This window comes from Cryobacterium sp. (assembly GCF_026786305.1).
Taxonomy (GTDB): domain Bacteria; phylum Actinomycetota; class Actinomycetes; order Actinomycetales; family Microbacteriaceae; genus Cryobacterium.
The window spans coordinates 63,520-84,738 of the sequence record NZ_JAJAYI010000089.1; the positions used below are offsets into that span (position 1 = coordinate 63,520).

The 21,219-nt window shown below is 65.3% G+C and carries 18 protein-coding genes and 1 tRNA gene; 7 read left to right on the forward strand and 12 right to left on the reverse strand.

Annotated elements, in window-relative coordinates; genetic code table 11:
* Positions 1 to 127 precede the first annotated feature (127 nt).
* The 3 genes from LH475_RS11645 (at position 128) to LH475_RS11655 (ending at position 2,954) form a co-directional block, all read left to right on the forward strand.
* Positions 128 to 910 carry a FadR/GntR family transcriptional regulator gene (locus LH475_RS11645; RefSeq protein ID WP_297414160.1) on the forward strand — a complete coding sequence of 261 codons (783 nt, stop codon included), beginning with the start codon at positions 128 to 130 and terminating at the stop codon, positions 908 to 910.
* A 101-nt stretch (positions 911 to 1,011) separates the two neighbouring features.
* Entirely contained in the window at positions 1,012 to 2,469 is a 1,458-nt protein-coding gene (gndA, locus tag LH475_RS11650) for an NADP-dependent phosphogluconate dehydrogenase (RefSeq protein ID WP_196843184.1), read from the forward strand.
* Positions 2,470 to 2,588: 119 nt separating this feature from the next.
* Positions 2,589 to 2,954 (forward strand): hypothetical protein, encoded by a 366-nt coding sequence (locus LH475_RS11655; RefSeq protein ID WP_196843183.1) that lies wholly within the window; start codon positions 2,589 to 2,591, stop codon positions 2,952 to 2,954.
* A 77-nt stretch (positions 2,955 to 3,031) separates the two neighbouring features.
* On the opposite strand, the gene LH475_RS11660 is transcribed toward LH475_RS11655, so the two are convergent.
* The 3 genes from LH475_RS11660 to LH475_RS11670 form a co-directional block, all read right to left on the reverse strand.
* A complete protein-coding gene (locus LH475_RS11660) occupies positions 3,032 to 4,009 on the reverse strand; it encodes a ribose-phosphate diphosphokinase (protein ID WP_196843182.1) in 978 nt (325 codons plus the stop codon).
* A complete protein-coding gene (glmU, locus tag LH475_RS11665; protein WP_196843181.1) occupies positions 4,010 to 5,470 on the reverse strand; it encodes a bifunctional UDP-N-acetylglucosamine diphosphorylase/glucosamine-1-phosphate N-acetyltransferase GlmU in 1,461 nt (486 codons plus the stop codon).
* Between the two features lie 35 nt (positions 5,471 to 5,505).
* Positions 5,506 to 5,577: transfer RNA gene (locus LH475_RS11670), tRNA-Gln, on the reverse strand.
* 121 nt (positions 5,578 to 5,698) lie between these two features.
* Here LH475_RS11670 and LH475_RS11675 point away from each other — a divergent pair.
* On the forward strand, positions 5,699 to 6,190 hold the full coding sequence (locus LH475_RS11675; RefSeq protein WP_196843180.1) for a MarR family transcriptional regulator: 492 nt from the start codon (positions 5,699 to 5,701) through the stop codon (positions 6,188 to 6,190).
* Positions 6,191 to 6,199: 9 nt separating this feature from the next.
* Here the strand turns inward: LH475_RS11675 and LH475_RS11680 are convergent, their stop codons facing one another.
* From LH475_RS11680 to rsmI, 9 genes are all read right to left on the reverse strand, one after another.
* On the reverse strand, positions 6,200 to 6,859 hold the full coding sequence (locus LH475_RS11680) for an ABC transporter permease subunit (protein WP_196843179.1): 660 nt from the start codon (positions 6,857 to 6,859) through the stop codon (positions 6,200 to 6,202).
* Position 6,860: 1 nt separating this feature from the next.
* Positions 6,861 to 7,889, reverse strand: coding sequence for a methionine ABC transporter ATP-binding protein (locus tag LH475_RS11685; protein WP_196843178.1), 1,029 nt, complete (start codon positions 7,887 to 7,889; stop codon positions 6,861 to 6,863).
* 102 nt (positions 7,890 to 7,991) lie between these two features.
* On the reverse strand, positions 7,992 to 8,894 hold the full coding sequence (locus tag LH475_RS11690; protein WP_297414165.1) for a MetQ/NlpA family ABC transporter substrate-binding protein: 903 nt from the start codon (positions 8,892 to 8,894) through the stop codon (positions 7,992 to 7,994).
* A gap of 257 nt (positions 8,895 to 9,151) precedes the next feature.
* A complete protein-coding gene (locus tag LH475_RS11695) occupies positions 9,152 to 10,945 on the reverse strand; it encodes an ABC-F family ATP-binding cassette domain-containing protein (protein ID WP_196843177.1) in 1,794 nt (597 codons plus the stop codon).
* Between the two features lie 75 nt (positions 10,946 to 11,020).
* Positions 11,021 to 11,953, reverse strand: a complete 933-nt coding sequence (locus LH475_RS11700; protein WP_196843315.1) for a 4-(cytidine 5'-diphospho)-2-C-methyl-D-erythritol kinase — start codon at positions 11,951 to 11,953, stop codon at positions 11,021 to 11,023.
* Between the two features lie 51 nt (positions 11,954 to 12,004).
* Positions 12,005 to 12,802 carry a 16S rRNA (adenine(1518)-N(6)/adenine(1519)-N(6))-dimethyltransferase RsmA gene (gene rsmA / locus LH475_RS11705; protein ID WP_297414180.1) on the reverse strand — a complete coding sequence of 266 codons (798 nt, stop codon included), beginning with the start codon at positions 12,800 to 12,802 and terminating at the stop codon, positions 12,005 to 12,007.
* A 200-nt stretch (positions 12,803 to 13,002) separates the two neighbouring features.
* Positions 13,003 to 13,968, reverse strand: a complete 966-nt coding sequence (locus tag LH475_RS11710; RefSeq protein WP_196843175.1) for a TatD family hydrolase — start codon at positions 13,966 to 13,968, stop codon at positions 13,003 to 13,005.
* On the reverse strand, positions 13,961 to 15,532 hold the full coding sequence (gene metG / locus LH475_RS11715; protein WP_297414167.1) for a methionine--tRNA ligase: 1,572 nt from the start codon (positions 15,530 to 15,532) through the stop codon (positions 13,961 to 13,963). Before metG ends, LH475_RS11710 begins: the two co-directional genes overlap by 8 nt.
* A gap of 98 nt (positions 15,533 to 15,630) precedes the next feature.
* A complete protein-coding gene (gene rsmI, locus LH475_RS11720) occupies positions 15,631 to 16,494 on the reverse strand; it encodes a 16S rRNA (cytidine(1402)-2'-O)-methyltransferase (protein WP_196843173.1) in 864 nt (287 codons plus the stop codon).
* A gap of 61 nt (positions 16,495 to 16,555) precedes the next feature.
* Between rsmI and LH475_RS11725 the strand changes: the two genes are divergently transcribed.
* From LH475_RS11725 to LH475_RS11735, 3 genes are all read left to right on the forward strand, one after another.
* Positions 16,556 to 18,136 (forward strand): phospholipid carrier-dependent glycosyltransferase, encoded by a 1,581-nt coding sequence (locus tag LH475_RS11725; protein ID WP_297414170.1) that lies wholly within the window; start codon positions 16,556 to 16,558, stop codon positions 18,134 to 18,136.
* Between the two features lie 154 nt (positions 18,137 to 18,290).
* A complete protein-coding gene (locus tag LH475_RS11730) occupies positions 18,291 to 19,391 on the forward strand; it encodes a fatty acid desaturase (protein ID WP_196843171.1) in 1,101 nt (366 codons plus the stop codon).
* Between the two features lie 234 nt (positions 19,392 to 19,625).
* Positions 19,626 to 21,011: an L-serine ammonia-lyase gene (locus tag LH475_RS11735; RefSeq protein WP_297414182.1), complete on the forward strand. Its 1,386-nt coding sequence runs from the start codon at positions 19,626 to 19,628 to the stop codon at positions 21,009 to 21,011.
* Positions 21,012 to 21,219: the final 208 nt, after the last annotated feature.

Genomic DNA, 21,219 nt, shown 5'->3' on the forward strand with positions numbered 1-21,219 from the left:
AATCTGAAGAACCGGCACTTGAGCCACGCTCCCCAACAGATGCATCTTTACATCTGTCTCAAAAGAAAACGCTACCCAATAAAACATACTTATTCAACTCTGTTGTGGAAAGGATATGATCAATCGTATGACGCCCTCTGTGATGCCAGCGCCGGCTACCCAACCGCTTGTTGACCTGCCGTCCACGCTCGATGGCAACGGAACAGTGACGGGCCTGCACGCCCGCGTCGTCGACATGCTCGGCCTGGCCATCTGCGCCGGAGAACTCGCGAGCACGTCGGTCTTTCGCATTGAAGAGCTCGAGGAGCGATACGGCGTCTCGCGGTCAGTCGTGCGCGAGGCCATCCGGGTACTCGCTTCGATGGGCATGCTCGCCTCCCGCCGACGGGTCGGCGTGCAGATTCTGTCGGCGTCGGAATGGAACCTCTACGACCCGCAAGTCATTCGCTGGCGTCTCGCCTCACCCGCGCGCATCGCACAGCTGCGTTCACTCACCGAGTTGCGCACAGCCATTGAACCCCAGGCTGCCCGGCTGGCGGCTATCCGGGCGCCATTAGCGGACGCCAGTGAGCTCATGGGACTGGCCGGCAAACTGTGGGCCGCCGGTCAGGCCGACGACCCCGAGGCTTTTCTCGTGCTCGACATCGAGTTTCACCACCTGGTACTGGCCAGCTCGGGCAACGAGATGTTCGCCAAGCTCAATACCCTGGTTGCCGAGGTCCTGACCGGCCGCACGAACTACGGGCTCATGCCGCGACATCCGCACAATGAAGCCCTACAACTGCACGTCGACGTGGCCAGTGCGATTCAGCGTGGCAACCCCGAAGCAGCGCACGAAGCCATGCTCAAAATCATGGAACGGGCCTTCAACGAAATGAGTTCTATCTGGGACGGCACATCGACGGAGTGAGCGCCCGGTTGCGTGCCTGCTGACCCCTGAATGTGGGACCAAGCAGGCACGTGGACTACCCTTGACAGTGGTCTGTTGATCTCAGCCCCAAAGGAGAAAACGTGTCAGAGTCCGGTTCAGCACAGGCAAATATTGGTGTCGTCGGTCTGGCGGTGATGGGCTCGAACCTCGCACGCAACCTCGCCGGCCGCGAGGGAAACACCGTCGCGGTCTACAACCGCTCCCCCGAACGCACCCGCCTGCTCACGACCGAGCACCCCGAGGCGAACTTCGTCGCCTCCGAGAACATCGCGGACTTTGTCGCCTCGCTGACCACGCCGCGCACCGCGATCATCATGGTGCAGGCCGGCCGCGGAACCGACGCCGTCATCTCGCAGCTATCCGAGCTGTTTGAGCCCGGCGACATCATCGTTGACGGCGGCAACGCCGAATTCACCGACACCATCCGTCGCGAAAAGGAGCAGAGCGCCAAGGGCCTCAACTTCGTCGGCGCCGGTATCTCCGGTGGCGAAGAGGGCGCCCTCAACGGCCCGAGCATCATGCCTGGCGGTTCGGTGGAGGCGTACAAGACCCTCGGCCCCATCCTCGAATCCATTGCTGCCGTTGTCGACGGTGTGCCCTGCGTCACCCACATCGGCACCGACGGCGCCGGCCACTTCGTGAAAATGATCCACAACGGGATCGAGTACGCCGACATGCAGCTCATCGCCGAGGCGTATGACCTGCTGCGTAAGGTCGGTGGCCACTCCCCCGAGGCAATCGCCGACATCTTCACCGATTGGAACGACGGGGAACTCAACAGCTACCTGATCGAGATCACCGCTGAGATTCTGCGCCAGGTCGACGCGAAGACCGGCGAGCCGTTCATCGACGTCGTGCTCGACGAGGCCGGCTCCAAGGGGACCGGCGTCTGGACCGTGCAGAATGCGCTTGACCTCGGCGTTCCTGTCGGCGGCATCGCCGAAGCGGTCTTCGCGCGCGCCGTTTCGAGCCACCCGGAGCAGCGCGGACCGGTGCGCGCCACCATTACCGCCCGCCCCGAAATCTCCGTCGTCGGCCACACCTTTCAGGAAGACGTGCGCCAGGCGCTTTACGCCTCGAAAATCGTCGCCTACGCACAGGGTTTCGACGCGATCATCGCCGGTGCGGTCAAGTACAACTGGAACATCGACAAGGGTGCCATCGCCACCATCTGGCGCGGCGGCTGCATCATTCGCGCGCAGTTCCTCAATCGCATCGTGGATGCCTACAACAACGACCCCTCGATCCCGAGCCTGCTCGTGGACCCGTATTTCGCCGAGGCCGTCGCCGCCGGTGAGGCCGCCTGGCGCCGTGTGGTCTCGACCGCCGCACTGTCGGGCATCCCGGTTCCCGGTTTCGGTTCCAGCCTGAGCTACTTCGACTCGCTCACGAGCGAACGCCTGCCGGCCGCCCTGGTGCAAGGTCAGCGCGACTTCTTCGGTGCGCACACGTACCACCGCGTCGACATGCCCGGCACCTTCCACACCCTGTGGTCCGGCGACCGCGGTGAGATCGCCATCGAGGCATCCACGAACTAGCCGTAATCGTCTGCCGGCCGGCGGCATCCACTCGCCCCACCGGGGTGCCGTGGATTCCGCCGGCCGGTTTCTTTCTCAACGCCCGCTTCACACCAGGGTCTGGAACAATGGTGTTACCCATGACTGACAATCACCCCGAACTCTCCGGCTACGAGCCCGACGACAACTACCGCCCCCTGCGTGGCAGGCATTTCACGTCAATTCTGCGGGTCGTCGTGGTGCTCGGCATTGTCGCCCTCGTCGTACCCGGCGTTCTCACGACAATGCGGGTTGCCTCCGACACCGCCGCCAACGCCTGTGTGACGGCGGTCGCTCGGTACTACCCCGCCGCCGTCGACTTCGACGCCCGATTCGAGTTCGCCGGGTCCGGCGGGTTCGGCTGGCAGTGTTATGCCATCGACCAGAACGAACGCGAGACCTTCGTGCAGCCACTCGGCGTCATTCCGTCGGCCCCGACGCAGCGGGCCCCGGGCATTCCGTCGTAACGCACAGGCCGGTCGAAATCTCCACACGCCCGACCAACGGGCCCGACAGGCTCGACCGACGAGTCACCACCGGAACGCTACGCGGCGCCGTCGAACATTGAGGTAACCGAACCCTCGTCGAAGACCTCGTGGATGGCGCGAGCCAACAGCGGTGCGATCGGCAGCACCGTCAGGGTCGGAAAACGCTTCTCGGGCGGGATCGGCAGGGTGTCGGTGACGACGACAGCGCTGATGGCTGGGTTCTGCAGCATGTCCACGGCTGGGTCGCTGAACACGGCGTGGGTGGCGGCGACGACGACGCCGATTGCGCCGGCCTCGCGCAGGGCCTCGGCGGCCAGGGCAATCGTGCGTCCGGTGTCGATCATGTCGTCGACGAGCAGGCAGACGCGGCCGTTCACCTGACCAACAATCTCGTGCACGGAAACCCGATTGGGCACGAGCGGGTCGCGACGCTTGTGAATGATGGCGAGCGGAACGCCGAGGCGATCGCTCCAGATGTCGGCGACGCGCACGCGGCCCATGTCGGGCGATACCACGGTGAGCGTGGCCGGGTCGAGCTTCTCGCGGAAGTGCTCCAGTAGCACCGGCATCGCAAACAGGTGGTCAACGGGACCGTCGAAGAAGCCCTGAATCTGGGCGGCGTGCAGGTCAATCGACATGATGCGATCGGCGCCGGCGACCTTGAACAGGTCGGCGACGAGGCGGGCCGAGATCGGTTCGCGGCCGCGACCCTTCTTGTCCTGCCGAGCGTAGGGATAGAACGGCGCGACCACGGTGATGCGCTTGGCCGAGGCCCGCTTGAGCGCATCAACCATGATGAGCTGTTCCATCAGCCATTCGTTGATCGGCGCGGTGTGGGACTGGATGACGAAGGCATCCGAGCCGCGCACACTCTCGTCGAACCGGGCATACAGTTCGCCATTGGCGAAGGTGCGCGCATCGGTGTGGAGCAGCTCTGAACCAAGCTCCGTGGCGATGTCAAGAGCGAGCTGCGGGTGCGCTCGCCCCGAAACCAGTACTAGTCGTTTGTCACCGCTGGTCTTGATTTCCGACACCTATTCTCCAGTCTTCGTGCTGTCCACGCGTTCCGTGCTGCTGGGGCTGGCAGCCGCAGCGGTAGCAGCGGCTGTGCCCGGACGGTTGGCGTGCACCCAGCCGTCCATGTTGCGTTGCGGAGCCACGTTGATGGCCAGTGCGCCGGCCGGTACGCTCTTGCGCACGACCGTGCCTGCCCCCGTGTACGCTCCGTCCCCAATTGTAATCGGCGCGACGAAGACGTTGTGCGACCCGGTGCGCACATGCGACCCGATCGCCGAGTGGTGTTTGGCTACGCCGTCATAGTTGGCGAAGATTGTTCCGGCGCCAATATTCGACCCCACGCCGACGGTGGCGTCGCCCACATAGCTCAAGTGCGGCACCTTGCTGCCGGCGCCGATCTGGGCGTTCTTGGTCTCGACGAAAGCGCCGATCTTGCCGTCAGCGCCGAGCACGGTATTGGGCCGCAGGTAGGAGAACGGGCCAACGGATGCCCCGGCCTCGATAACCGCGAGGGTCGCATCGGTGCGGTTCACTCGGGCATCCTCGCCGATCTCACAGTCGCGCAGGGTGGTGTCCGGGCCGATGATGGCACCGGTAGCCACCACGGTGGCCCCAACAATCTGGGTACCCGGCAGCAGGGTGACGTCGGCCGCCAGTACTGCTTTCAGGTCGATCCAGGTGGTGGCCGGGTCTTGCACGGTCACACCGGCGAGCTGCCAGCCGCGCACGATCAGGGCATTGAGCTTCTGCGCGGTATCGCCCAGCTGGGCGCGGTCATTGATGCCGGCGACGATCCAGGAATCGGCGACGGGAACGGCGCTCACCTCGGAGCCGGCCCCGCGCAACAGCTCGATCACATCGGTGAGGTATTTCTCACCCTGCGCGTTGGCGGTGGTGAGCTGGGCGAGCTGCTCGCGCAGCGTGGCCAGGCCGAACAGGTAGACGCCGGCATTGATCTCGGTGACGGCCAATTCGGCATCCGTCGCATCTTTCTGCTCAACGATGCGGTCGAAAGCGCCCTCGACCGAGCGGATGATGCGGCCATAACCGGTCGCGTCGTCGGGGTAGGCGGAGAGCACGGTGCCCGCAGCGGCGCCCTTGCGGTGGGAGGCGATGAAGGAGGCGAGCGTGGCGGCGTTCAGCAGCGGCACGTCACCGTTGATGACGAGTACGTCACCGTCGAAATCAGCCGGCAGCGCGGCGACGGCCTGCTCGACGGCGCGGCCGGTGCCGGGAATCTCGTCCTGGTCAACGATCGTGCTCTCCGGCAGGTCTTCGGCCACAACGGCGGCGAGCAGGTCGCGTTCGTGCCGCACGACGGTGATGACGTGGGCGGCGTCGAGGGCGCGCGCGGTGGCCAGCACATGGCTGACGATCGGTACTCCGGCGAGCGGATGCAGCAGCTTTGGCAGGCTGGACTTCATGCGCGTGCCCTGGCCGGCGGCCAACACAATGATGGCGAGGCGGGCGTCTGTCACGGGATTCCTAACGCAGTGTTGAGAGAAAGTAAATGCTCCGCCACCAGGATTCGAACCTGGACCGAACAGCTCCAAAGGCTGCCGTGCTGCCGTTACACTATGGCGGAACGTTCCGGCCGAGGCCAGCAACGAGTCAAGTCTGCCAGATTCCAGCGGCCCGCGGCACCGCTGGCGCGCTCCGGAGGCCTCTCGGCGAAGAAACCCCCCGGTAAGCGGGATAATGGAGGAATGCCTGGCCATGATGAAGTCGACCGAATAGTCGATTCGTGGCTGCGCGAACGGCCCGATCTTGATTTTGCGCCGCTGCAGGTGCTCAGCCGGGTTGCCCGGTTGTCCAAGCACCTCGACCGCGCCCGCCGCACGGCTTTTTCCCGCTCGGAGCTCGCGTCGTGGGAGTTCGATGTGCTCTCGGCCCTTCGCCGGGCCGGCACCCCCTACGAACTCAGCCCGAAAGCCCTGTTGCAGCAGACGCTCGTCTCAAGCGGCACCATGACGAACCGCATCGACGGGCTCGTCGAGCGCGGACTCGTGAAGCGCCGCTCCGCGCCCAACGACGGGCGCGGCATTCTGGTGGGCATGACCCCCGCCGGTCTCACCCGAGTGGATGCCGCCATCACCCGGCTGGTCGACGCCGAAGCGGAACTGCTCGACACCCTCTCGGTGACCGATCAGGAGCGGCTGGCTGGCCTGCTGCGCAAGCTCAGCCTCGACTTCGACTAGCCGCCGGCACTACCGCCGCAGAGCCTTGCGGGCGAGGTAGTTGCCCAAGAACTGTACGAACTGCACCAGCACGATGATCAGCAGCACGGCTGCCCAGGTCACAATCGGGTTGAACTGGCGGTAGCCGTACTGCAGCGCGAAGTTGCCGAGGCCGCCGCCGCCGACGTAGCCGGCGACCGCCGACATGTCCACGAGCGCGACGAAGATGAACGTGTAGCCGAGAATCAGCGGTCCGAGCGCTTCGGGCAGCAACACCGTGAAGATGATGCGAATCGGCCCCGCGCCAACGCTTCGCGCCGCGTCGATCACGCCGGGCGTCACGGTGAGCAGGTTCTGCTCCACGATGCGGGCCATGGCGAAAGAGGCTGCGAGCGCAATGGTGAAGATGATCGCATTGTTGCCGATGCCGCTGCCGGTGACGGCCCGGGCCAGCGGTTGCGCCGCAGCGAGAAAGATGATGAACGGAATCGGGCGGATGAAGTTGACCAGCAGGTTGAGCACGAAAAATAACGGCTTGTTCTCGAGAATGCTGCCGGCGCGGGTGAGGTAGAGCCCGAGGCCCACCAGCAGTCCGCCGAGGCCGCCGAAGAACAGGGTGAGCGCAACAATGTAGAGCGTCTCGTAGGTGGCCGTCCAGAGTTCGGGCAGCAGGTCGATGAGTGTATCCATGTCAGCGCACCTCCGTGACGGAGGTGATCGTTCGAATGTGGGCGAGCACCTGGTCGATGACCGGGTCAGCGCCGGTGAGCGCGAGGGTGAGATGCCCGAACGGGCGCCCCTGAATTTCGTTAATGCCGCCGTAGACGACCTCGAACGCCACTCCGGCCCGCGAGAGCTCGCCGAAGACGGCCCTCTGGTCGACCGCACTGTCACGGAAGGCCAGCGTCACGATGCGGCCCCCGTGCCGCTCGCGAAGCACGGCGAGTTCGGCTGGCGAGGGAACGCCCTTGACCACGGTCGAGACGAATCGAGCGGATGCCGCGGCTTGCGGGTTCGAAAACACGTCGAAGACGGGTCCGCGCTCGATGACCCGGCCCTGGTCCATTACGGCGACCTTGGTCGCGATGGTCTGGATGACATCCATTTCGTGGGTGATCACGATGATGGTGACCCCGAATTTTGCATTCACCCGTTTCAGAAGTGCGAGCACCTCATGGGTGGTTTCCGGGTCGAGGGCGCTCGTTGCCTCGTCGGCGAGCAGGATGCTCGGCTGCGTGGCGAGGGCGCGGGCGATCCCCACGCGCTGCTTCTGGCCGCCGGAGAGCTGATCGGGAAACGACCCGGCCTTGTCGGCGAGGCCGACGAAGTCGAGCAGTTCGGCCACCCGGGCGGCGCGTTGTTCCTTGGGATACCCGGCCACTTCGAGCGGGTAGGACACATTACGGGCCACCGTGCGGGAGCCGAGCAGGTTGAACTGTTGAAAGATCATCCCAATGCCCAGGCGCACCTGGCGCAGATCGCGCTCACGCAGCACGGCGATGTTCTGCCCGTTCACCCAGATCTCGCCGGAGCTCGAACGTTCGAGGGCGTTGACGAGGCGCGCCAGGGTGCTCTTGCCGGCACCGGAGTAGCCGATTATGCCGTAAATGTCCCCGGCCTCGACGTCGAGGCTCACACCGTCGAGCGCCGTGACACTCGCGCCGTCCTTGGTCGTGGGTGGGTATACCTTGCCCACATTGCGCAGACTGACTACAGCCATCCGTTTGCCTCGCTCACTTCATCTTCCGTGTTACCGCTTGAAACAACACCGCAGTCCCGGGCCCGTGCTCCCCCTGGACTGCGGTGCTCGTGAAACGGATGCTTACTGGGCGGCCTTGATGTCAGCCTGAACCGCGGCGAGCGACTCGGCGAGATCGGACGCCGGGGTGGTCACCATTTCGGCGGTGTCGCCGGACACAGCGAAAACGCCATCCTGGACGGCCTGGGTGTTCTGGTAAATCTCGACGAGCTTCTGGAAGGTCTTATTGCCCTTGTCCTCGTCCCGCGAGGCGAAGACGTTGACGTACGGCAGTACGCTCGGATCGGCCGCGTCGTCGGTTGCGATGGCGTCTTCGAACTTGAGTCCGGCCTTCTCGGCGAAATCGTTGTTGATGACCGCAGCGGCGACATCGGGCAGCGAGCTTGCGGTGAGAGAGGCGTCGAGGGCCGTGACCTTGACCTTGGAGGCCGCTTCGTCGATGTCGTCGAGGCTCGAGAAGATCGTGCCGCCGTCTTTCAGCTTGATGAGTCCCTTGGACTGGAGAAGGACGAGCGCGCGGGCCTGGTTGCTGTCGTCGTCGGGCACGGCAACGGTGTCGCCCTTCACGATGTCTTTAATGTCGCTGTGCTCGGTCGAGTACAGGCCGAGCGGGAAGATGGCCGTGGCGCCGATCGGGGCCAGATTTTCGCTGCTCGCCTCGTTGTACTCGGCGAGGTAGACGATGTGTTGGAACTGGTTGAGGTCGACCTCACCGGCGGCGAGGGCGGGGTTGACCTGCGGGTACTGCGCGAAATCTACGATCTCGATCTCGATGCCCTCGGCCGCAGCGGCTTTCGTGTAGACGGCCCAGTACGGGTCGCTGGCCCCGACGACGCCGATCTTGATGGCGTCACCGTCGGTGCCGGTGGCGGATTCGGAGGAGGCTCCGGCGCAGCCGGCCAGCAGGGCGACGAGCGGGGCAACGGCGAGCGCGGCGAGTAGTTTGTTCTTCACGGTCTTCTTCACGGTGATTCCTTCGGATGGGCTGGGTTTGGTATGTCTCGGGTATTACCTACAGCGGATGCCCCCGCCAACGCACAACGCAACATCAAAGAACGCATCGCGTCGACTGCTCGCGGGCAGACCGGATCCACCGGTCAAACCAGAGGGATGCGCCCACGCGGGGCTGAAGTACCGCGGCTGCGCAGGTACCCCTTAACGATACGTGCCGAAGCTGCGACGCGTGGCCTGCACCGACACACAGCGTCACAGCTTCTGCGACGTCAGCCCTCGATCAACTCGGTAAGTTCGACCCAGCGGGTTTCGAGCGTGGCGATGGTCTCTTCGAGTTCGGTCAGCTTCACGCCGAGTGCGCCAAGACCGGCGAAGTCGGACTGGTCGTGGGCGGCGAGCTTTTCGTGCTTCTGCGCGATGCGCTCCTGCAGCTTGACCACCTTGCGGTCGATCGAGCCGAGCTCTTTCTGCGCGTTGCGCAGTTCGGCGCCGCCGAGGGTGGGGATTTTTTTGGACGAGGCGGGGGCATCCGCTGGTGAACCGGCGGCGGGACCGGCGAGCGCCTTGCGGCGCACCTCGAGGTACTGGTCGACGCCGCCGGGCAGGTGGCGAAAGCCGCCGTCCATGACCGCGTACTGGTTGTCGGTGACGCGTTCGATCAGGTAGCGGTCGTGTGAGACGACGAGCAGAGTGCCGGGAAAGGAGTCCAGCAGGTCTTCCATGGCGGCGAGCATGTCGGTGTCGAGGTCGTTGGTGGGCTCGTCGAGGATGAGCACGTTCGGTTCGTCGAGCACGATCAGCAGCAGCTGCAAGCGCCGCTTCTGTCCACCGGAGAGGTCCTTGACCTGGGTGGTGAGCTGGGCGCTGAGAAAGCCCATGCGTTCGAGCATCTGGCCGGGGGTGATCTCCTTGCCACCGGCCATGTAGCTCGTCTTCTGACGGCCGATGACGTCGCTGACACGGTCGTTGTGAATCTCGTCGAGTTCGAACAGCTGCTGGGTGAGCACGGCGACCTTGATTGTCTTGCCCCGCTTCACATGGCCGGTCGTGGGCTGCAGGGTGCCCGCGACGAGATTGAGCAGGGTCGACTTACCGGCGCCGTTGACGCCCATGATGCCGGTGCGCTCCCCCGGCGCGATGCGCCAGGTGATGTCGTTCAGCACGGTCTTGTCGCCGAACTTCACGCCGATGTCGATGAGGTCGACGACGTCCTTGCCGAGGCGCTGCATGGCCATCGACTGCATTGAGACAGTATCGCGGGGCGGCGGCTCGTTTTCGATCAGCACGTTGGCGGCATCGATGCGGAACTTGGGCTTCGCGGTGCGGGCCGGCGCGCCGCGGCGCAGCCAGGCCAGCTCCTTCTTCATGAGGTTCTGGCGCTTGGCCTCAACCACCGAACCCATACGGTCGCGCTCGACGCGCTGCAGAATGTAGGCCGCGTAGCCGCCCTCGAAAGGCTCGATCAGGCGGTCGTGCACCTCCCAGGTCATGTTGCAGACCTCGTCGAGGAACCATCGGTCGTGGGTGACGACCACAAGTCCGCCACTCTGGGCGGCCCAACGGGTCTTGAGGTGACCGGCGAGCCAGGAAATGCCCTCCACGTCGAGGTGGTTGGTGGGCTCGTCGAGAAAGATGACGTCGTAGTCACCGATCAGCACGGCGGCGAGGGCCACCCGGCGGCGCTGGCCACCGGAGAGGTCATCGACGAGGGCGTCCCACGGAATGTCGCGCACGAGGCCGCCGATGACGTCACGCACCTTGGCATCGCCCGCCCAGACGTGTTCTTCGATGCCGCCGACGATGGTGTGGCCGACGGTCTGGCCCGAGGCGAGATCATCGGACTGGTCGAGCATGCCGATCGTGACTCCGCGACGGCGGGTGACGCGGCCCTCATCGGGCTCCATGCGACCGGCCAGCAGGCGCATGAGGGTGGACTTACCGTCGCCGTTCTTGCCCACGACGCCGATGCGGTCGCCTTCATTGAGGCCGGCGGTGACGCTGTCGAAGATGACGCGGGTGGGGAATTCGAGGTGCAGGGACTCAGCCCCGAGAAGATGTGCCATAGCTTGCAAGTTTACGGCACGACCGTAGCCGAGCCGATCGACTGCCTCCCACACCGGGCACGGTGCAGTGTGACGCTAGTCGTGGGTGAGGCGGGCACCGTGCACCGGGCCGGTGGCGCGCACGACGCGGAGTCGGGAGGCGGAGAGCGCGACCTGCAGTTCGAGCGCGCTGTCGGCATCCGCTACCAGAAAGGCCACGGTCGGGCCGGAGCCGGAGAGGATGCCGGCGAGCGCGCCGTTCTCTTCGCCGAGCTGCAGCACCTTGCCGAGGCCCGGTACGAGGTGCAGCGCGGGGGCCTGCAGGTCGTTATGCAGCACGTCGGCGAGCATATGCGGGTCGCCGGCCCGCAGCGCCTGCAGCACGTTCGCATCGACGGAGGGCTGATGCTCGGCCGGAAAGATGTCCTGCGCGTGGCGATCACGGTGCCGGTCGAGCTCCTGGTAGACGCCGGGCGTTGACATTCCGAAGTCGGCAAGGGCGAGCACCCACTGAAACTTTCCCTTGGCCAGGGCCGGGCTGAGCTGGTCGCCGCGGCCGGTGCCGATGGCGGTGCCGCCGGTGAAGGAGAACGGCACGTCGGCGCCGAGCTGGGCGGCGATGGCAAGTAGCTCGTCCTTGGTGGCGCTGGTACCCCAGAGGGTATCGCAGGCGAGCAGGGTGGCTGCCGCATCGGCCGAGCCGCCACCCATTCCGCCGGCGATCGGCACGTTCTTTTCGATCTCGAGGTGAACGCCACCACGATAGCCGGCTTGGCGGGCGAGGGCTTGGGCCGCCTTGATGGCGAGGTTGCTGCCATCGGTGGCGAGGCCGGAAGTGTCAATGCTGCCGCTGAACTCCACCGAAAAGTCGCTCGCCGGGCTGGCCCGCACCTCCTCGAACAGGGAGACAGCCTGATAGGCGGTCGCGAGGTCATGATAGCCGTCTTCCATGACGGCGCCGACTTTGAGAAAGACGTTGATTTTGCCGGGCGCCCGCGCGTGCACAACGGTGGTGCCGGCGGTCGTCATCATACTTTTAACTTAGCCCAGCCTGTCGGCTCGCACCGACCGCCGCTGCTGCTACGCGGGCGTCCAGACGCGCGCAATGGCGAGAAAGTCGTGCACGGTGAGCTGCTCGCCCCGCGTCGTCGGGTCGATTCCCGCCGCCGTCATTAGAGCGGATGCCGCCGCCGAGTCTCCGAGAACGACCGACAACGACTGGCGCAGCATCTTGCGGCGCTGCTGAAAAGCCGCGTCGACGAGCGCGAAGGTCTTGAGGCGCAGCTCTTCGGATTCCAGCGGCGCGGCGCGGCGTTCGAAGGCGACAAGAATCGAGTCGACGTTCGGAACCGGCCAGAACACTTGGCGGCTCACCTTGCCAGCGGTGCGAAAATCGCCGTACCAGGCGGCTTTAACGCTGGGACTGCCGTAGATCTTATTGCCGGGCGGGGCGGCGAGGCGTTCGCCGACCTCGGCCTGCACCATGACGACACCGGACCGAATCGACGCGAAGTGTTCGAGCAGGTAGAGCAGCACCGGCACCGAGACGTTGTAGGGCAGGTTGGCGACGAGCCGGGTGGGATCGCCGGGTAGCTCGGTGATTTTCAGGGCGTCGGCGCGGATGACCGTGAGCTGGCCACCCGGCTGCATGAGTTCGACGGTGAGCGGCAGCTGCTCGGCCAAGCGATCGTCGATTTCGACGGCGACGACGCTCGCGCCGACCTCGATCATGCCGAGGGTGAGCGAGCCGAGGCCCGGGCCGACCTCGACGACGGTGTCGCCGGGCGCGACCCGGGCGACCTTCACGATTCGCCGCACGGTATTGCCGTCGATGACGAAGTTCTGGCCGAGCTTCTTGGTCGGGTTGACGCCGAGCATTTCGGCGAGGTCTCGAATCTCGGCGGGGCCGAGGAGGGTTTTGGCTGGACCGTTGGTCGAGCTTGTCGAGACCTTGGCGTCGGCGCGGGTGGTCGCGACAGGCTCCAGCGACGGGGTGGGCTCGACGAACGGGGTCGGATTGATCGCGACAGGCTCCACCGACGGGGTGGGGTTATGCACGTCGGCACTGTGACGGCCGGTCATGCGAGGCCTCCGCGCGGAGTCGGGTCGGGGCGAGGGTCATCGTGGGCGGCGGTGACGGGCTCGGCGTCCCAACGCCCGTAGACCAGCTCAGTGTTGGCGGTGATTTGAGCGGAGAGCAGGGAGACATCCGTTTCGAGATGGGCGGCCATACCGCGCAGCGTGTTCGGCAGCAGGTAGGGCGCATTGGGCCGGCCGCGGTAGGGCAGGGGGGTGAGGAACGGCGCATCCGTTTCGACCAGGAGCAGGTTGCGCGGGGCGGCGAACAGAGCGGCGCGCAGGTTGTCGGCGTTTTTGAACGTGACGTTGCCGGCGAAGGACATGTACCAGCCGTGGTCGGCACACAGCCGCGCCATGTCGACGTCGCCGGAGAAACAGTGAAAGACGGTGCGTTCGGGGGCACCGACCCGCAGCAGCGTTTCGATCACGGCCTCGTGGGCGTCACGGTCGTGAATCTGCAGCGCGAGGTTGTGTTCCTTGGCGATGCGAATGTGTGCTTCGAAGGAGCGAAACTGGGCGGCGCGGCCGGCTTCGGGGGTCCGAAAGAAGTCGAGGCCGGTCTCGCCGACCGCGACCACGCGCGGCTGCCCGGCGAGTTCGTTGATCACGACGAGGGCGTCGTCGAGGGTGCCGGCCGTTTCAAGAGCGGGCGCCTCATTGGGGTGAATGGCCACGGCGGCGAGCATGCGTGGCTCGATCAGCGCCGCGGCGGCCGACCAGCGTGATGTTTCAACGTCGCCGCCGACCTGGATCACTCCGCGCACGCCGACGCTTGAGGCGCGGTCAAGCTGTTCAAGATAGCCGAGCGGATGCTCCCCGTCGGCGATTTCAAGATGGGTGTGGTTGTCGTAAACGGGAACCGTGAGTGGCTCAGGCAGCGGCGGGTAGCTCAGGTCGCGGCCCGCGGTGTTCTCGCGGCGGCGAATGGCGCTTCCGTATCCGTTGACAGGCGAGTCGCTAGCCATCGGTCGGCTCCACGAACGATTCGATGCGCGGGAACAGTGGTTCGAGGGCGCGCACCGCAGCGCCGCCGGTCCACTCCCAGGCCCGGTCGACACGCTGGTCGGCGAGGGCTGCGTCGCCGCCGAGGGCGGTCCACAGTTTGCCGGTGGCGACCGGAAGGACCGGGGACAGCAGCACGGCGAGGGTGCCGAGTCCGCGCACGGCGGTGTGCAGCACGGTGCCGAGGCGTTCGCGGCTTTCGGGGTTCTTGGCGAGTGCCCACGGTTCCTGCAGCGTGATGTAGCCGTTGAGCTCGTCGACGAGCTCCCACACGGTGGAGAGGGCGTCGTGAATGGCGAGCTTGTCAATGGCGGCCGCCGCGGCCTCGGTCACCCGCTTTTCGGTGGCTTGAATAGCCAGGTCGTCGGTCGTGAACGCGCCGGCGGCGGGCACGACGCTGTCGCAGTAGCGCACGACCATGGCGATCACGCGGGAGGCGAGGTTGCCGAACCCGTTGGCGAGCTCGGACTGGTATCGGGCCGACAGGTCCTCCCAGCTGAACGAGCCGTCCTGGCCGAAGCTGATGGCGCGCATGAAGTAGTAGCGAAACGCGTCGGAGCCGAAGGTATCCGTGATCTGGCTCGGGGCGATGCCGGTGAGCTTGGACTTGCTCATCTTCTCGCCGCCGACCAGCAGCCAACCGTGGCCGAATACCTGCTTGGGCACCTCGATGCCGGCGGCCATGAGCATGGCCGGCCAGATGACGGCGTGAAAACGCAGAATGTCTTTGCCGACGATGTGTGTGGCCGGCCACCGGCTCTCGAATTCGTCATCGTTCTGGCCGTAACCGGCCGCGGTGATGTAGTTGAGCAGCGCGTCGAACCAGACGTAGACGACGTGCGATTCGTCCCACGGTACCTTGATGCCCCAGTCGAAGCTCGACCGCGAGATCGACAGGTCGCTCAGGCCGCGCTTGACGAAAGACATGACCTCGTTGCGGGCCGCTTCCGGCTGCACAAAGTTGGGGTTCTCCTCGTACAGGGCGAGCAAACGGTCGGCGAAGGCGCTCATTTTGAAGAAGTAGTTCTTCTCGTGCAACAGCTCGACCGGCTTGGAGTGGATCGCGCAGACGGGCTGGCCGGTGTAGTCGCCGGTGCCGTCGACGAGATCGCTGGTCTGCTTGTATTCCTCGCACCCGACGCAGTAGTAGCCCTCGTACTCGCCGGTGTAGATGTGGCCCGCGTCGTGCAGGTGCTGCAGAAACTTCTGCGCGTTCACCTCGTGGCGTTCATCGGTGGTGCGAATGAAGTCGTCGTTGGCAATGTTGACGGTCTTCAGCAGCGGCTTCCACGCGGTCTCGACCAGACGGTCGGCCCATTCCTTCGGCGTCACACCGTTGGCGATCGCGGTGCGCAGGATCTTCTGGCCGTGTTCGTCGGTGCCGGTGAGCAGCCAGGCGTCGTCGCCCGACTGCCGGTGCCAGCGCGCGAGCACGTCGGCCGCCACCTCGGTATAGGCGTGACCGATATGCGGCACATCATTCACGTAGAAAATGGGCGTGGTGATGTAGAAAGAGCCTGCGGACATGCGTTCATCTTATGCGGCGGGGGCCGGCCGTCTGGCCCTGTTACGCCCGGCGCGTGCCGATCAGCTCCGGAGTCAGCCCAGGGGATCAGCCGAGAGGGTCAGCCGAGGGGAAAGGCCGACCGGTCGGGTTTCGGCGTCGGCGCACCGGACTTGGCCCGCAACGCGTGCTCGTAGAGTTCGCGCTTGCCCAGTCCGCTGGCCGCCGACACGTCGGCCGCGGCATCTTTCAAACGGATGCCGCCGGCCACCAGATCGAGCACCTCAGCCACGCCCATGGCCAGGTCCAGTACCCGCACGTCAGCACCAGCCACAACGACGCAGATTTCGCCGCGCACGCCCGTGGCGGCCCACTCGGCCAGTTCGCTCGCCGTGCCGCGCTTGACCTCTTCGAAGAATTTGGTCAGTTCCCGGCAGACCACGACCCGGCGGTCAGAGCCGAGCGTTGCGGCGAGGTCGAGCAGCGAATCGGCCAGGCGGTTGGGCGATTCGAAGAACACCATGGTGCGGCGTTCGGCGGCGAGGTCACGCAGCAGTTTGACCCGTTCGCCATGCTTGCGCGGCAGAAACCCCTCGAAGGTGAACCGGTCGGTCGGCAGTCCCGAGACGGCGAGGGCGGTCAGCACGGCGGAGGGACCGGGCAGGGCTGTGACCTGCACGCCGGCCGCCACCGCGGCATCCACCAAATGAAAGCCGGGATCAGACACGGTGGGCATGCCGGCGTCGCTCAGCACGAGAATATCCACGTCGCGGGCCAGCTCGACGAGCTCGGCCGCCTTGCCACGTTCGTTGTGGTCGTGTAGGGCGATGAGCTTGGGCCGGTTCTCGATTCCGAGGGCTTTGAGCAGGTGCACGGTGACGCGGGTATCCTCGGCGGCCACGATGGTGATGGTCGTCAGGGTCTCGATCAGGCGCCGGGAGGCGTCACCGAGGTTCCCGATCGGGGTGGCAGCAAGGATGATCATGCTGCAATTCTCGCAGCCTGCGCCGAACGTACGGTCGACGGGCGCTCGATACGATGGTCAGGTGCTCGCAACTAGTCGATGGGTTCGCTGGGGCGCGCCCCTCGCAGTGGTCCTGTTGGCCGCCGTGCTGCGTTTGTGGAACCTCGGCGTACCGCACGAGCTCGTGTTCGACGAGACCTTCTATGTCAAGGATGCTTGGACGCTCTCTAACAATGGGTACGAGTCAACCTGGCCGGTTGACTCCAATCCCCGGTTTGAGGCCGGGCACACCGATATCTTCACGACGGATCCCTCCTTTGTGGTGCATCCGCCGCTCGGCAAGTGGCTCATCGCCCTCGGCATGAATGTGCTCGGCCCGGAAAACCCGTGGGGCTGGCGCCTGGCGACCGTCGTCGTGGGGGTATTCGCGGTGGTGCTCATCATGCTCGTGGCACGCACCCTGTTTCAGTCTCGTCTACTGGCCCTGATCGCCGGTTTTCTGCTCGCCATCGACGGCCACGCGATCGTCATGAGCCGTGTGGCACTGCTCGACAACTTCGTCATGTTCTTCGCGCTGCTCGGATTCGGCGCAATCCTGATGGACCGGCAGTGGCATGCCACCAGGCTCGCCACCCGGTTGTCCACGCAACGAGCAAAAGCCCTCACGGGCGCAACAGCGCCGGGTTGGGGCCCCACACTGTGGTGGCGCCCCTGGCTGCTTGCCGCAGGCCTCGCCTTCGGACTGACCAGCTCGGTGAAATGGTCGGGACTGTACTTTTTGGCCGCCTTCGGCATCTACCTCGTCGTGGTCGATGCGCTCGCCCGGCGGCGCAACGGCGTGTCCTTCTGGATCAGTGCCGCCATTCTCAAGCAGGCTCCGGCCACATTTCTGCTCCTGGTCCCCGTGGCCGTCACCACCTTTCTGGTGTCGTGGACGGGCTGGTTTGTCACCCGCGGCGGATATTACCGGGAGTGGGCCGACGAGGCGGGCGCGGCCTGGACCGGGCCGCTCGCCTGGGTTCCGCACACCCTGCAGAGTTTCTGGCACTACCAGGCGTCCGCCTATACGTACCATGTCGGGCTGGCCACACCGCATCCGTACCAGGCAAACCCACTCACCTGGCTGTTCATGATCAGGCCGACCAGCATGTACTACCGCGGTTCCAGCCAGGGCGAATTCGGCTGCCAGTTTCAGAACTGCTCCGAGGCCATCACCTCGGTCGGCAACCCGCTGATCTGGTGGGCGGCGACGGCCGCGCTGTTCTACCTGGTGTACCGGTTGGCCCGATACCGGGAATGGCGGGTCGGCCTCATTCTGATGGGTATGGTGGCCGGCTACCTGCCGTGGCTCATGTATCTGAACCGCACGGTTTTTCAGTTCTACACCATTGCTTTCGAACCGTACCTGCTACTGGGCCTCACGTTCGTCATCGGTCTGATACTCAAGCGAATTCCCGATCAGGCACGGCCGAGACGCGCGCGTTCAGCACATTCGCAGGTGTGCGAATATGACCCCCAACCGCGTGCCGGAGCCCTGATCGCCGTAACCGTGGGCTTGGGGGTTGCACTCCTGCTCACCGCATTCTTCTTCCCCGTGTGGACCGGAATGCAGACACCGTTCTCGTTCTGGCAGCTCCACATATGGATGCCGAGTTGGGGATAGATCGGTCAGATACATTCCATTTTTGGCATATAATGACTGAGAAACGCGTGTGAATTGAGCACAACTGCGGGGGTCACAAACGTAGACTGACGGTATCTGCTCCACGAGTAATTGCTCACGTCCCGGCTGAGAAGTCCCGAACCACTAAGGCCTCATGTCGGAAGCACTAGCCGCACCCTCGGTCCGAATCATCAGGACCCGGCCGGGTGGAGACACGAAGAATCCCACAACCGAATATTCGGCGCTGCTGCACACCGTGCGTAATCTCGGCCTTCTCGGCCGTCGCACCGGCTTCTACTGGATGGTCTTCTCCATTCTCGTGGCGGCCACCCTGGGCGCTGCGGCCGGTTTCGTTCTGCTCGGTGACACCTGGTACCAGCTGATCATCGCCGCCGCCCTCGGCCTCATCTTCACCCAGTTCGCCTTTCTGGCCCACGAAGCCTCGCACCGCGCCGTGTTCACCTCCGGCAAGGCCAACGACCGGGCCGGGCGCATTCTCGCCAACCTCTTCGTCGGCATCAGCTACGCCTGGTGGATGACCAAGCACAGCCGTCACCACGCCCAGCCGAACGTACTCGGCAAGGACCCCGACATCGAGCCCGACTTCATCGTGTTCACCGAGAACGACGCCAAGCACGTCAGCTGGCTCGGCTCCTTCGTCACCCGCAAGCAGGGCTACCTGTTCTTTCCCCTGCTCATGTTCGAAGGCATCAACCTGCACATCCAGGGTTTCAAAACCGTCTTCGGCAAGAACAAGGTGAGCGAACGCTGGGTCGAGATCACGATGCTGGTCACCCGCATCACCGCCTACTTCGCCGTCGTCTTCTACTTTCTGCCGCTCGGCATGGCGTTCGCCTTCGTCGGCGTGCAGATGGCCGTGTTCGGCGTCTACATGGGCGCTTCCTTCGCCCCCAACCACAAGGGGATGCCCCAGCTTCCGGCCGAAAGCCGCGTCGACTTTCTGCGCCGCCAAGTGCTCACCAGCCGCAATATCCGTGGTGGCACCTTCATCGACACCTACATGGGTGGACTCAACTACCAGATCGAGCACCACCTGTTTCCGAACATGGCCCGCCCACACCTGCGCAAGGCGCAGGAGATCGCCAAGGAATACTGTCTCTCCCACGACGTGAAGTACACCGAAACCGGCGTCTTCGAGAGTTACGGCATCGTCATCGCCTACCTCAATAAGGTCGGTTTGGCCGCGCGCGATCCGTTCGACTGCCCCATGGTGCAGCGCTTCCGCACGCACTAGCAGCACGCAGCACGCAGAACGAGCCAGGCCGCTTCCCCTCGGGGAGGCGGCCTGGCTCGTGGTGTGCACGGTGGTCGGCTGCTGGTACCCAAGAGGGATGAGCAGCGTGAGACACCGCCTCAGTCTGAACGCAGCGGGGCTCTCCTGTGGAGAGCACCAGAGAATGCTTCCCACGTCTCGGTGCGGGGCGTCGGTGGAGCAACGCCCACGTCGGGGTGCCGTAGCATGAAGACCGTGACAGCGTACGTCTCCGCCCTGGACCTGTTTTCCATTGGAATCGGTCCGTCCAGTTCCCACACGGTGGGTCCGATGCGGGCTGCCCGCGTGTTCGCCGAAGACCTCGGGGCGACCGGCCGCCTGGGCGAGGTGGGGCGCATCCGTTGCTCGCTCTTTGGATCGCTCGGTTCAACCGGTCTCGGCCACGGCACCCCGGATGCAGTACTGGCCGGCCTGACCGGTCTGAGCCCGCAAACCTGCGACCCCGACCAGGTGCGCGGCGCCTGGTCTGGCCTCGCCGCCGGCGCCACGCTCACCCTGCTCGGCGGGCACAGCATTCCGATCAGCGTGAATGACGTGCGCTTTGAGCCCCGCACCCGGTTGCCGGGGCATCCCAACGCGCTCACGCTCACGGCGTGGGCGACCGACAGCAAAGCGGATGCTGCCCCGCTGCTCGAGGAGACGTTCTACTCGATCGGTGGCGGGTTCATTCGCCGGGGCACCGAACGCTCGAGCGCCCAGGTCACCGCCCCGCAACCACTCCCCTACGATTCCAGCGCAGAATTGCTCGCCCTGTGCGACGCCCACGACCTGACGATTTGCGAGGTCGCCCGCCGCAACGAAGAGGCGATTCACGGCGCAGCAGCACTCGATGAGGGGCTCGACGCCATTTGGAGTGCCATGCACACCTGCGTGGAGGCCGGACTCACCGCCACCGGCGTGCTGCCGGGCGGCCTCAGAGTCAAGCGAAGGGCAGCGGCGGTACGCAGGCGCCTGGAGGATTATGACGGCCTGTCGCTGCGCGACCGAGACACCTCAACCGAGTGGCTTCACGCCTTCGCGCTCGCGGTGAACGAGGAGAATGCGGCCGGCGGGCGTGTCGTCACCGCGCCGACCAACGGTGCGGCCGGCATCATCCCGGCCGTCGGCCACTACTACCTGCGCTTCGTTCCCGGCGCGGATGCCGCCGGGATCCGTCGGTATCTGCTCACAGCTGGCGCGATCGGCTCGCTGGTGAAGGCCAACGCGTCCATCTCCGGGGCCGAGGGCGGCTGCCAAGCCGAGGTCGGGGCCGCCTGCGCCATGGCCTCCGGTGCGCTCTGCGCGGTGCTCGGCGGCACACCCCGACAGGTCGAAAATGCGGCCGAGATCGCAATGGAACACCACCTCGGACTCACCTGCGACCCGGTCGGCGGACTGGTACAGGTGCCGTGCATCGAGCGCAACGCGATCGCTTCGTCGACGGCGGTGTCGGCGGCCCGTCTGGCGCTGAACGGCGATGGCACCCACTTGGTCTCCCTCGACACGGTGATCGAAACCATGCGGCAAACCGGACTGGACATGATGACGAAGTATAAGGAAACCAGCGAGGGCGGCCTCGCGGTGAATGTCATCGAGTGCTGACCGGGCGGCCCCGAACGGGGGTAGTCATCTCTATTGTTGCGCTACTTTCTGGGCCTAAGCTGGCCAAACGCGTGCATCGTCGAGGTCGCCGCGCGCCTCGTGGAAAGGGTTGAACCATTCGCAGCACACTTGCACGCCGTCCGTGGGGCATCATCGTTGCCGTTCTGCTGCTGGTGACGGTGGCCGGCTGCGCCAGCGAACCAGCACC